At 29.0% G+C, this 13,471-nt stretch carries 14 protein-coding genes; 2 read left to right on the plus strand and 12 right to left on the minus strand.

Annotation, left to right across the window (positions count from 1 at the left end):
- Positions 1–55 precede the first annotated feature (55 nt).
- Positions 56–886 (plus strand): MBL fold metallo-hydrolase, encoded by an 831-nt coding sequence (locus Q3304_RS13330; RefSeq protein ID WP_407815441.1) that lies wholly within the window; start codon positions 56–58, stop codon positions 884–886.
- Positions 887–1,085: 199 nt separating this feature from the next.
- On the opposite strand, the gene Q3304_RS13335 is transcribed toward Q3304_RS13330, so the two are convergent.
- The 10 genes from Q3304_RS13335 to Q3304_RS13380 all read right to left on the minus strand — a co-directional run bounded on the left by Q3304_RS13335 (position 1,086) and on the right by Q3304_RS13380 (position 9,515).
- Complete coding sequence (locus tag Q3304_RS13335; protein ID WP_243194158.1) at positions 1,086–1,409, minus strand: hypothetical protein; 324 nt, start codon at positions 1,407–1,409, stop codon at positions 1,086–1,088.
- 16 nt (positions 1,410–1,425) lie between these two features.
- Complete coding sequence (locus tag Q3304_RS13340; protein ID WP_407813738.1) at positions 1,426–2,733, minus strand: M20 family metallopeptidase; 1,308 nt, start codon at positions 2,731–2,733, stop codon at positions 1,426–1,428.
- 62 nt (positions 2,734–2,795) lie between these two features.
- Positions 2,796–3,275 (minus strand): L-2-amino-thiazoline-4-carboxylic acid hydrolase, encoded by a 480-nt coding sequence (locus tag Q3304_RS13345; RefSeq protein WP_054268951.1) that lies wholly within the window; start codon positions 3,273–3,275, stop codon positions 2,796–2,798.
- Positions 3,276–3,321: 46 nt separating this feature from the next.
- Positions 3,322–4,170 carry a PTS system mannose/fructose/sorbose family transporter subunit IID gene (locus Q3304_RS13350; protein WP_054268950.1) on the minus strand — a complete coding sequence of 283 codons (849 nt, stop codon included), beginning with the start codon at positions 4,168–4,170 and terminating at the stop codon, positions 3,322–3,324.
- Entirely contained in the window at positions 4,170–4,925 is a 756-nt protein-coding gene (locus Q3304_RS13355; RefSeq protein WP_021383017.1) for a PTS sugar transporter subunit IIC, read from the minus strand. Before Q3304_RS13355 ends, Q3304_RS13350 begins: the two co-directional genes overlap by 1 nt.
- A 26-nt stretch (positions 4,926–4,951) precedes the next feature.
- Positions 4,952–5,440: a PTS system mannose/fructose/N-acetylgalactosamine-transporter subunit IIB gene (locus Q3304_RS13360; protein WP_407813737.1), complete on the minus strand. Its 489-nt coding sequence runs from the start codon at positions 5,438–5,440 to the stop codon at positions 4,952–4,954.
- A 17-nt stretch (positions 5,441–5,457) separates the two neighbouring features.
- Positions 5,458–5,859, minus strand: coding sequence for a PTS sugar transporter subunit IIA (locus Q3304_RS13365; RefSeq protein ID WP_054268947.1), 402 nt, complete (start codon positions 5,857–5,859; stop codon positions 5,458–5,460).
- A 2-nt stretch (positions 5,860–5,861) separates the two neighbouring features.
- Positions 5,862–6,359, minus strand: coding sequence for a PTS sugar transporter subunit IIB (locus tag Q3304_RS13370; RefSeq protein WP_054268946.1), 498 nt, complete (start codon positions 6,357–6,359; stop codon positions 5,862–5,864).
- A 23-nt stretch (positions 6,360–6,382) separates the two neighbouring features.
- Complete coding sequence (locus tag Q3304_RS13375; RefSeq protein WP_222153459.1) at positions 6,383–6,835, minus strand: PTS sugar transporter subunit IIA; 453 nt, start codon at positions 6,833–6,835, stop codon at positions 6,383–6,385.
- Positions 6,836–7,016: 181 nt separating this feature from the next.
- Entirely contained in the window at positions 7,017–9,515 is a 2,499-nt protein-coding gene (locus Q3304_RS13380) for a sigma-54-dependent transcriptional regulator (protein WP_407813736.1), read from the minus strand.
- 234 nt (positions 9,516–9,749) lie between these two features.
- Here Q3304_RS13380 and Q3304_RS13385 point away from each other — a divergent pair, with 234 nt between their 5' ends.
- Positions 9,750–10,493 (plus strand): phosphatase, encoded by a 744-nt coding sequence (locus Q3304_RS13385; protein WP_407813735.1) that lies wholly within the window; start codon positions 9,750–9,752, stop codon positions 10,491–10,493.
- A gap of 870 nt (positions 10,494–11,363) precedes the next feature.
- On the opposite strand, the gene Q3304_RS13390 is transcribed toward Q3304_RS13385, so the two are convergent.
- Together Q3304_RS13390 and Q3304_RS13395 are read right to left on the minus strand one after the other, a co-directional pair.
- Positions 11,364–11,765 (minus strand): hypothetical protein, encoded by a 402-nt coding sequence (locus Q3304_RS13390; RefSeq protein WP_407813734.1) that lies wholly within the window; start codon positions 11,763–11,765, stop codon positions 11,364–11,366.
- Positions 11,766–11,833: 68 nt separating this feature from the next.
- A complete protein-coding gene (locus tag Q3304_RS13395; protein WP_407813733.1) occupies positions 11,834–13,426 on the minus strand; it encodes a hypothetical protein in 1,593 nt (530 codons plus the stop codon).
- Positions 13,427–13,471: the final 45 nt, after the last annotated feature.

A 13,471-nucleotide genomic window follows, 5' to 3' on the forward strand; every position in this document is an offset into this window, starting at 1 on the left:
TTAAGCAGTTTTAATTGTAGATTATTCATATAATCTAATATTTTAATAAGGAGGTATGATAACTTTGAAATTAAAAATTATTGGTAGTGGTGGTATGTCAATTATTCCAAGTTCATTTTGTAAATGCAAAATATGTGAAGAAGCTAGGAAAAAAGGTGGAAGATATGAACGCTTAGGCCCAAGCCTATATATTGATGATATAAAAATGTTGATAGACACACCTGAAGATATTGCAGTGGCTTGCAACAGGCAAAAAATATCACAAGTAAAGCACCTTTCGATTTCTCACCATGACCCAGACCACGTTAAAGGCATTAGAATCGTTGAAAAAATTGGCTATGATTTTATTGCAGATAAAAATACTCCTATTGAATTTTATGCGTTGCCTGAAGTGATTGAAGATATAAATCGAATGAACCTTGATTGTCTTAAATATTATGGGGATGTTCTACACTGCATTTCTGTTAATGAAACTTCTCATATAAAGATAGATAATTTTGATATTGATTTGTTTAACAACAACCGAGATAGGAATATAACGTTCTATGTTATCAGAGAGAATGATAAAAAAGTCATATATGCTTGTTGTAATCCAAAACCATTTACTCATAATGATATGTACTTCGATGCAGATGTTTTAATAATCAGTTTAGTTTCTGATGATGGCATATTAAATGATGGAACAGAACTTAAAGATGCACCATTCAAAGATGAAATATTTACTTTGGATGAAGTTATAGAAATTAAAAACTATTACAGAATTAAAAAGGTTATAGTTACACATATTGATGAAATGTGGGGGAAATCCTATGGTTATTATAGTGAATTAGAGAAGGAGCTTGATAATATTTTCTTTGCTTATGATGGTATGGAGATTATAGTTTAAAGTATCAAGTAATAAGCATAATGAATAGTTGGTAAATTTCAATTTAGCATTGTAGTCAAAAGTTGTGATTTCAAAGTGTCACAGCTTTTAATAAACTTGTTCCTAGTTACAAATATTTTGGAAACAAATTACATTTGCTAAACAGATTGTAGTTCTTCTTGCTTTTATTATATTACAAAATTAATAATAAGATACAATTTTACATAATTTTATTATCAACTATTTCGTTAGCCTTATCTAATTTATCTTTAGTAAAATTAGATAATATCTCTAACTTTTTTTCTGATTTTTTAATAATTTTACTAAGTGTTGCTGCTATTTCTATTCCTATTTTCCCAGTTCCAGGCATACTTACCTCTAATGCATCCTTAATTATGTTCGTACTTAAATAAAGTTGAATTTGTTTTATCTCTCCTTTTATCTGTCCTAAAGCACGGAAAATTGCATATACTATAGCTATTGGTTCAGTACACCCTTCTGCAGAAACAACCTCTATTTTTAAGATATCTATATATTTGCACATAATATCTCTTATCCTTTTACAATTCTAATAGTTTTATTAAAGCCAAGGTATATATCTCCATATTCTTTCGTATATGCTCTATCGATACTCTTTCATCTGCTCCATGACCGCCAGTTTTATACGCTAAGAACTTAGGTCCAAACGCCACCATATCTTTAAACCAACTTGCATATGTACCACCACCCATAGCAATTGTATATCCATTTTCATCTGTTATTTCTTCATATGCTTCTAATAACTTTTTAAGTACTAAATTATTCTCATCCACATAATGTAAGTCCTTATGAGTAATAATCTTTATTTTCCAACCATTACAAAAAAACTTTTTGAATCTATCTATTATATTGTTTAAATCTATATTTTTGCCATACCTTATATCTAGTTCACATATGATTTTTTCCTCATTTGCTTTTAATATTCCTAAATTTAAAGTAGTGCTTTTGAATACCTCATCATATTGATTAATTCCCAATGCATCTCCATAATAGTCACTACAAAGGTATTTTGAAATTAATTCTATATCTTCTCTATACTGAAAATCCATATTATCTTCAACTATCTTTATTACCATTTTAGATATAGCATTTTCTCCCTTTTCAGGATTACTTGCATGCGTAGCTACTCCTTTAGTAGTCAACTCTGAAATAATTCCATTAATAATTTTTGCAGTACAATAAGATGGAACAACATTTTCTTTAGTTCCTCCCCTCACTATTATGTAAGGTTTACTTATATCAATTTTAATCTCTTTTTCTATCCTTATATGAACTCTTCCTTTTTCTCCATTAACCACTGGATACATAGCATCTGGAGTAAAGCCCATACTTGGAATTTCTTCACCTTTATCTAGATAATATTTGATACACTCCATACCTGTTTCCTCATTTGTACCAAAAATTAATCTTATTCTTTTATTAATTGTAGGGTACACATCCTCTATGTTTTTCAATACATGTATAAGCATAGATACAGCGCCCTTATTATCTATGGCACCTCTTCCATAAATAATATTGTCAATTACTGTTCCCGAAAATGGATCTACACTCCACCCATCTCCTGGTGGAACTACATCTAAATGCATTGGAATTCCTATTAATTCTTCTCCTTCTCCAATTTCTGCATATCCAATATAATTATCAATATTTTTAATGCTAAAACCCAAACTAGCGCAGTAATCTAAAGTTTTTTCTAAAGATTTTTTAGGTCCTATACCAAAAGGACATTGTGAAATAGGTTCACCTTGTTGTGTATCAATTTTTATTAATTCTTTTAGGAATTCTACTGTTCTATTTAAGCTATTATCTACACTTCTGCTTATATCCATAAATCAACCTACTTTCTGTTTTTTTAAAGCCTGTCCATAAGGACAGGCTTTTACATTAAAAACTATTTTCTTGTAAATACTAATTCGCAAACTTCATCATCATGAGCACATTTTTGAGCAAACTCTAATCTAACACCTCGTGCACAATCAACTCTTCCATAATCACCATAGCAAGCTAATCTACAAATTTCTTTTCTTTCTTCTTTATTTAATCCATATTCTTTCCAAGCAGCATCTAATGGACAGTGATGGAATTTTAAAACTCCATTTTCATCTGTATTTTCTACTAATTCCATTTCAAACACTTTTTGTCCTTTACTATTATATAACATTTCCGCCATTTTTCCTGGAGTATCTGCTACGTTATATTTTTGACCTCTCATTTTACCAAATCCGTATATTGCTTCTTTACATATATCATCTGGATTAACTCCTAATTTTTCAGCTTCTTTCATAAGAAGATAGAACCATACTGCTCTTTCTCCTGTTGCTCCCCTAATTCCTTCTAAATATTCCTTTTCTGTATACATTTTTTCTGACATTTCTTTCTCCTCCTAAAATTAAATTCTATATTTTAATCATTGTAAATTAGAATATTCCAATGAATGATCCTACTAATGCTACTACAACTAAAATTACTAACAGCTTAGTTATTGTCCACTTCTTGTATTTCATTCCCCAATATACAAAGAATACAACACCAAGTGGTAATAAGCCTGGAGCAATCATATTTAATGTATCTTGAACAACAATTGCTTTACCACCAATATTAAATGATAATGGTGTTGAAAGCTTAACTGTAGTTGCAGATAATGCTCCCATCATAAACATTCCTAGAATTGAAGCACCATCAATTATCTTATTGACAATACCACCTGATAGAATTTTCTTAATTGAATCTCTACCTAAAGAATATCCTAAATGGAATAAATAATAACCTTCACAAAATAGTAATATACTAAACATTATTGGGAAAAATGCACCTATAACACTTCCTTCTGCACCAAATGAAGCACCTAAAGCTAGGAATATTGTTTGAAATGTACCAAAATCTAAAGTATCTCCAATTCCAGCCAAAGGTCCCATAAGACCATTCTTAACACCTGAAATAACTTCTCCTGGGATTTTTCCTTCAGTAGCTTTTTCTTCTTCCATAGCTAAAACTGTACCGTGAATTAACCCTCCCCATATAGCTTGAGTATTAAAAAATTGTAAGTGTCTCTTTAATGCATCTACTAAATCTTCTTTTTTCTTATACAACTTTTCTAAAGCTGGAGTGAAACTTGCACAAACTGCTAATGCTTGCATTCTTTCAAAAGAGTTAGATAATTCTGCTGTCCACCACCATCTTAGATATGTTTTTGTTACATCTTTTTTCGTAAGTACTCTTATCTTATTAACTTCAGTTGTACCTTGTTCATTTTTAATATCTTGCATTATACTTCACCTACCCTTTTATCTTCTTTCATAAATGTAACTAAAAGAGCTATACAAACACCAAATATTGCAGCTGCAGTAATTGATATTTTAAAATATTGAACCATAAAAAATCCTATAATAAACATTGGTAAGAATTTATTTTTACCTATAGTAAATATTGTTGTTGCAAAACCTAATGCAGGTAATATACCACCCATTACTGTTAATCCATTCATTAACCATTGTGGTATAACATCTAATAATGATTGAACTAAATCTGCTCCAAAAAAGTTACATACAAAAACTATTGGAAATCTCAAAAAAAATCCAAATATTAAAGAGTAAAGTGTTGCACATCTCCAGATACCTTTTGTATTACCTACTTCAGCATACTTATCTGCCTTATGAACTAATACAGCATTACCAGTTCTTCTTAAGTTATTAACTAATACTCCTATAACACCTAAAGGTACTGCAATAGATACTGCAACTTCTGCATTAACACCAGTTTGAAGTGCTACTGGTATTGCAATAAGAGCAGCTAAACATTTATCAGATGGAATATTTCCTCCTGCTGCAACCATTCCTAGATAAACCATTTCTATACTTGCACCAACAATCATACCAGTTGTTACATCACCCCAAAGTAATCCAAGGCTAAAACCTATAAATAAAGGTGACTTTAGTGTTGAGAAAAGAGTATATCCTGCAAGACCTGCTGCAAACCAATACCATAATCCTGTTACAATTGCCAACATCAAAACAGATTCCATTTATAATTCCTCCTTATTTATAATTTTTATTTAAATTTCTTTAATGCATTTTCATATGTCATAGATGATTCCTCTGGTATAACTTGTAGAACTATTTCAACCCCCTCTTCATTAAGTTCATTTAGTTGTTCTACATCTTCATTTCCTAATGAAACAGCTGTAAATACCATCTTCTTTCCTGCTTCATTTGGAATACCTCCTAATTGAATCTTTTCATATTTAAGTCCGGCCTTATACGCTTTACTTGCCATATCAACGTTCTTAAATAGAATAAATATATTTTTATCTCCTAAAGTATTGTTTTTGAATGCTTGTCCTGCATCTTCTGCTGTTAAAATAGATACTTCTACTCCTGATGGTGCTGCCATTCTATATATATCCGCCATAAATTCATCTTGACCTAAGAAGTCATCAACTATTATTATTTTTTGAGCTTGAGCGATTTTCACCCATTTTGTTATAACTTGTCCATGAATTAATCTGTGATCTACTCTTACTAATGTTATTTTTGACATTATATCCACCTCATAATTTATATTTTTTTAAATTCTTTAATCAAATCTACACAAAGGTTGTTATTCTTTTTCACAATTCTTTCTGGTAATGTATGTACTTTATCGTCTTTGCTTAATTCTTCATCTACGATTAAAATTGTCTGTAAGCTAAGTCCATTTATGGCATCTATACCTCTTCTTATAGCAATAGCTATTGCAACACTTGATGTAGACCCCCCATAAAGATCTGATATTATAATTTTCACATCTTCTTTATCTACTGCTTCTTCAACCTCTTTCATGAATACAGAAACATCTTTTTCAGAGCTTAGTGATAAAACTTCGTATTGATTTGACAATCCAAAATTTTCATTCGCTTCTTCTACTAATACCTCTCCCCAAGTTCCATGGCAGAGTATGATTGCCTTATATTTATTCATTACTAAACAAACTCTCCTTTATAGCGATTAATACTGTGATTTAATTCTACTTCATCATCATCAGGTACCATTTGAATTGATACATTAATATTTTTTTTAATAAATTCATATATTAAAAGAAACTCCTTTTTATTAATGTATACATTTTGAGATATTTTCTTTTTTCCTATCCCTGTAGGTATTCTTCCAATAATAAGTTTTTTAATATCGATTCCTTCCTCTATCATTCTATTTGCAGTATCTAAGTTTTTAATTAATACAAAAACGTTATCATCAGCTTGGTTATTATAAAAATACCTCCTTGATTCACTTACAGTTAATATTGATAAATCAATATTTTTTGGTGCTGCCATTTTTATTAAACCTTTAGAAATAACATCATTGGTTGTTTCATCATCTACTACTACTATTTTTTTAACACCTAGATGCCTAACCCATTTATATATCACTTGACCATGTATTAATCTATCATCACATCTGCAATATTCCACTAAAGACATTTTTAATCGAACTCCTTTTTATATTACATTGAGCTAAGAACTTTATTAATATTGTTTATACCAGTTTTTCCAGCTTCAATACATGCATCTGCTAACTCCTCTAGATTTTTTCCTTCTCTATTAATTAAAGCTTCAAGTAGCATTGGAAGGTTTACTCCAGTAAGTGCATGAAAGTCTCCACCTTTTTTAAGGTTTAAACTTGCGACATTACTTGGCGAACCTCCTAATAGGTCAGCTAATACTAAAACTCCGTCACCTTCATCTAATTCATTTAACTTTTCTACAAAATTTCTATTTAAGTCTTCAATATTATCATTCCTATTTAGTTTAATTGCTGCTGTTCTTTCTGCTGGTCCTGCAATAAGTTCACAGCTTTTTATAATTTCTTCACTAAAACTCCCATGAGTCATAACTATTATACCTATCACCAATCTCACCTCACTTTTTTTGTCACTTTTTATATAAGCAATTGCCATGCCAACGTATGTGTATCAATAACAAGTGGCTATTCTGCAAGATTTAACCAACCCTTTTTGCTTAATTTATTAAAAAAACTTATTCTTTCAATATGTATCAAAATGTTTTTCAGACCTGTATCAAATCTGTATCAAAAAAAGTAAAAAAAAGATAGCCTTTTGGCTATTTTTAAATTTTGTATCAACTTTTAAATTTATCTGTATCATATTGTGATTCAAATATATCTAATATATTTGCATATTCCATATCTGAAATAATTATATCGAATGTCTCTTCTACAAGCTTAAAATTTTCTTTTATAACTAAATATAATTCTTTACTTCTACTAATTCTTTCTTCGTATGATTTATAAACTAAAGACTCTTTTATTATTATTCTTTCAATCATACATGAACAATGAAATATAAACTTTACTAAAAGCTCATCTTGAATTACTAAAGAATAATGTTCACTAATCCTATTAATTACTTCTTTTAATATAAAATAAGCTTTTTCCCCATTTAAAAAGGTCAAGGTCTTGCTAATATTGTCAATTAATAATCTATCAAAATATCTACCACCATTATCTTTTTCAGCATATGTAATTTCCATATCTCCATAATGTTTCTTTATAGATTCTATAATATTAAAATATAATTTATCTAATGTCATTTCAGGAGTTAGAGCCTTTCTAGTTGCTTCTATTACAATAGGTGTACTTACCATATCTATTGCTTTTACTTCTTTTCCAGTAGCATCATGAATAACTTTAGCAAATGTTAAAATAGATCCCATATCAGTTAAAATTAAAACTCCCTTTCCTTTATCAATTTCATTAGCTATTTCTACAGCTTGGACTAAAATATCCTGAACTCTATCTTCTAGCCCCATATTGATTGCCACTGCATGGTTACAATCCAGTAAAGTATTAGCTACATTTACCATGCTAGATGCTGTAGATTCACCATGCATTATAACTAATATTGCTATACTTTCCTCATTTAATCCCACATAAGATAAATAAAGAAACGTTGCTAAAAAAATTGCTTCATCTTCTGGAAACTCAACCCCATACATTAATGACATGTTAGATAGTATTTCTTTTGCTATGTCATATTCATATACTCTTTCCTTCATAATTTCATCTTTATTAGGATGTTTTACTATGTTCCCGATCTTTATTCTTTCAATTAAATTCTGAATGTGTAAGGCTATAGCTTTTATTAATTTATCTAATCCTTCTTTTCTACTCCATTTATCATGCTTTTGTAAAATATACTTCACAGTAGTTGCAATTGAATCATTAACAATATTGTTATAAGCTGTTTGATTACTACTATTATATATAAAAGTATTCATTAAATTATAGGAATACTTCTGTATATCTTCATCTATAAAGCTTCTAATTTGTGACTCTTTAATACCTTCTTGTTGAAGTTTATCCCAAGTTTCTTTTATCATTCCATAGAAATCTAAATCATATTTTTTATTTTCTATTAATAAATTTTCACTTTCAAAATTCTTTTCTTCTGGTAAAAAAATAATATCATCTTTCCCAATAAAACTGAAATTCTGTACAAACTCCTCTTTTCTGTTATTTCCATACAATGACTCTCTAATATTGTTTGGTAGAAGAGAAAGTCTTACATATACACATTCCATTTTATAGGTCATATAGTCTAAGAAAGCTCTTGCACAAATTAATTGTATGTCGCTTTTTAATTGTCCTATATTTCCCTTACACTTATATAAAATAAATGCCTTAATAACTTCTTTTGAAACCTTTAACTTAACACCAATCCTAATACTTTCTTCTTTTAAAAAATAACATATAAGCCTCATTCTCTCCTGAAAACCTCTTTCCTCTAAAGACGGAATCTTTATAGTTACAGGTATTCTTCTTAAAAACGTTTCCAACATTGCTGTTTGTGGATCTTCTGTAGTAGCCGCAATTATCATAACCCTACACTCATGTACCTTATTAGTCTCTCCTAACCTTCTATATATACCTTTATCCATAAGCAGAAATAGCATTTCTTGTCCCTCTGCAGATAACCTATGAACTTCATCTAAAAACAATATCCCATTATTAGCCTCATGTACAATACCATACTTATCTTTATCAGCCCCAGTAAATGCCCCTTTTACATATCCAAAAAGTTGCGCTAATAATAATTGCTGATTATCAGAATAATCAGCACAGTTAAATATGATAAATGGTGCATTATCACTATTTTCTTTTATAGTTAAGCTATACTTATACATATATTCTGCAAATATAGATTTACCAACTCCTGTAGGTCCTATTATTAATGTACTCAAACCCTTAGGTGGATATATTACTGCTGCTTTAGCTTGCTCTATCTGGGACTTTAAACTTCCATCATACCCTATTAAATTAAAAATATTGTTCTCTTTTTTTATGCTATCTAAAATATACTCTTCTTTGATAGAATCATTCTCACTATATTCGTTTATAGAGTTAATATTATCAAATATCCCTTTATGTAGTTTCTTTCCTAAAATACTCTCAATACTTTCTTTATATAAGTACTGAACAGGTTTTCCCTTTATTTTTATAATAATACTTTCCTTTATTAATTGATTTAATTCCTTACTAGCATTACTTCTATTTATACCTACTTCAGTAGCAATATATTCTGCATCAAATCCAAATCTAATGCCATTATTAAGGTTCAAGTGTTCCTCTGTTAGCCTTTTCAATCAAATTAAAACTTTTTCTTTCCTTGATAACTTCTTTTGTATCATAGTTGACCTCCCCCATAAGCAGTAATACTGTTAAATATTTATTATTAAGCTTAATTCTACAATATTTTAATATTTTTGTCTAATTGTGTAACTATTGATTTTATTTCTGGTTCGTTTTATAATATAAATTACGTTACCCTCATCTTTTATAGAGGAGGAATTTATATGAATTTTTTATCAGATTTACACACCCACTCTATAGTCAGTGGTCATGGCTATAGCACTTTGTTAGAAAATATTAATTATTGTAAAGAGAATGGAATTAAGATACTAGGTACATCTGAACATGGTCCTAAGATGCCTGGTTCTCCCCACAAATGGTACTTTCACAACATTCAAAATATTCCAAGAATCATAAATGACATTATAATCCTAAGAGGATGTGAAGCAAATATACTAGATATTGAAGGAAACATAGACCTAGAACCCTTTGTCATTCCTCGATTAGATTATATTATCTTGTCATTTCATGAAGCCGTTTTTTCACCAAATACATTGGAGAATAATACTAAAGCCTTAATAAATGTAATAGATAAGCATGATAATATTGAAATATTAGGTCACCTTGGAAACCCAAACTACCCAATCGACTATGAATTAATCATTAAATTAGCCATTGAAAAGAATATATTAATAGAAATAAATAATTGTTCTATCAAAGGCGTGTCAAGAAGTGGTAGCTTGGATAATTGTAAGTATATTGCTACACTTTGTAAAAAATATGGTACTAAAATCATACTAACTTCAGATGCTCACATTTGTTTTGATATAGGTAACTATGAGTATTCTGAGAATATCTTAAAAGAAATTAATTTTCCAGATGAATTAATAATGAATTATCCTAAAAAACTTGTTAATCATTTTCACCAAAAAGGTAAATTGCTAGATGTTGATTATACAAATATTTAAGTAATAATACATGCTTGCTTTAACTCTTATAAAAATCTTAATACTATTTATATTATATAAAATAATGAAATTATAATGAAGATGATATTTGATAAACTCCTTGTATCTTACACATTTATGATTTTATACATACTAAGTTCATTAGGTACAATAATTCTAAAGAAGAGTGAGATTGTTATTACAATATCCAATGGAAATATAATTATTTACCAAATGAAATTTTAGTTTCTATAAAAATGGGGATAAAATAGTATTAAGAAAATGATAGATATATAAGTAATTTAGAAGATATAAAATGTAAATAGTAAAATAGGTACTTCTTCACTTAAGAAAAAATACCTTGGAATATTATCCTATTTAAAATACCAATCTCATATTAACTACAAATAGACTATAATTTATGTATTTGTCTACTTTTTATGTGCTTACAAAAAGGTACTATACTATCAATGTTTTAGTATAGTACCTTAATTGAATATTTATAGTGTAAGTTAAATTTTTTCATCTATATCACAAGTAATTATTCACTATTACAAATCTATTGTATAGATTTTACTCTAAATTAATTTGGAGTCTGGAAATATTTTTAAAAGCATTGTAGAATAAATTTACCACTGAAAAATAATTATGGTGGCAAATCGATGGCAAATCCACCTTTATAACATCATACAAATAGCTATAACCTTGTTATTCTCTAATAAGTTTAACTACAGTCTCGCAATGCGTTACCACATATTTCTTATGCTATTTAACAAATGAGTTTTATCTTTATATAAAAATTCTAATGTTCCTCTCTATCCGAAATGCCATTAACTAACGTTTTTATCCAAACTGGTGCATTTGGAATAGCCTCTTCTTTCTCGAGAAACTTTATGACCATCTCTGTATATCTTCTTTTCGATAGAACCTATTTCTCTCAAAGCATTTATGGCTACAAAACTTAGCAATCTTTGCAAGGCTTGTAAATTCCTTCCCACAGTAATCACAAACATGTTCATGCATAATAGGATTTACTTGATACCATTTCTTTTTACAATCTACTGAGCAATATATGGGTATTCTTCCAGTAGCTTTTCTTTCTATTGCTTTATTGCAAAATTTGCATCTAAGTGCAGATGACAGTTCACTCCCTAACCCATCCAATCCAACAGATTTACAATAGTTTCTAACGCAGTCTCTACTTAAACCTGTTTCTGCAGCCACCTGTCTATAGCTTAAGTCTGTCATACGCAGATTTCTAATTTCTTTTTTAAGCTCTTCTTCTAGCTTCACAATGCACTACTCCTTATCATTTTATTAATAAGTAGTAATGCTACATTTTATCCTAAAAGTCAAGTTTCTTATTCTGTAATTTCATATCTTCCTTCAACAACATCTGGTACATGTTTTGATTTAATTTCATATTCTATATACTCTGGAAACTTCTTAAAAAACAAATGTGTCGGTAAATACATGTTTGTATTTTGCTTTAAATACCTAATGTTAAACTTTATTATATCATGATCGGCTTTATTAAAAACTTCGTAGCAAAATAAAGATTCCAACTCTCTTAGATATTTTTTCTTTTGTACTTCATATTTTTCTGATGCTGAAGGTCTATTAAATGGTGTCTTCATTGATGTATCATATGGTATGTAGTTATTGATCGGATAATCAGTGTATCTATCTATATCATCTGATTTTCTACTACAAAATAGTAATTCACATAAGTTATGATCATTTATTTCTTCAATACATGATAATCCGGGCATTGGTAAATCATCAATACTTACTATAGCTCCTCTAGGAATTATAATTTTTACATCAATATCTTCATCAAATATAGATCCTGTGTTACTTACTATAAAATCTAGACACCATAATTGATCAATTGATTTAAAAAAATTGTGATATTCATTATACTCATATATTTTAGCCCATAAACTTGTAATTAAATTATACTTTTTTTCTGCTTCTTCTCCACCTCTATACTTTTCTTCACTTCCATAAATAATTCTTGTTTCTTTTTCCAAATTACCTAGATCCCAAAACTCTTCATTTATAATAATATTTCTTTCTATACAGTACTTTTCAACAGTATCTCTTACTTCTTCATCTATCACCACTTTAACAAATGTTGATTTCATGAAATTCTGCATACCTTTTAATGATGATAGAGATATAGATAATTGTTCTGTAATTGTACTATTTAATGCAGTTGTATCATTTATAGGGTTATCTTTATTTTCAACTACAGCATCTATTTTTTCAATTCTAATATCTTTTATTTGATTTATTAACTCCAAAATTTCCTGTTCTTTATTTAAAAACAATTTAGCACTTTGAAAATTAGAGTGTTTAGCTACTGCGTTCTTACTTTTATCATTCATTAATAAATTCAATTGTGGGGTTCTAGTATTTACTTTCACCTCCTGTTGCGCACTTATTAACTGTAAAAAATAGAGTGTTAAATGGTTGAGAAATAACTTTCTAAACTCTTCATTATTTTTAACTTGCCAATATATCCCTTTGTTTGTGTATTTTTCTTTAAAAAGTCTCACTTTATCTAGTTGATTTGTATCGATTGTACTAGGATCAACTAGCCTTTCAATAAAGTACATAAATACTTGTTTTCCATTATTGATCATATCTTCTATTTCTTCTTCAGTACCAGAATCATATTTTTCAGTTGGACTCCCAAATCTATTAGCAAGTAAAGCTACACATGCATCACAATCATGTATAAATTGTTGATTTAATAATTCCTGAGCACTCCCACCTGATTGTGGATATGCATTTGAACTCCAATGTTTTAATTCAATCTTTATATTATTTGTACTACCAAATAACCCGTTAAAATCATCAACAGACTCCTTTACTATATCCTTTAAATCAACTACATCTCCCGGACATGAAAGTAGTAAATCATATATCGTTGCTCCTGGTCTAGGCATAAAGACTCTCCTCCTACTTCTCTTATAATCTAGTCTACAAAATTT

Source organism: Clostridioides sp. GD02377, from assembly GCF_045899875.1.
GTDB classification, from domain to species: Bacteria; Bacillota; Clostridia; order Peptostreptococcales; family Peptostreptococcaceae; genus Clostridioides; species Clostridioides difficile_A.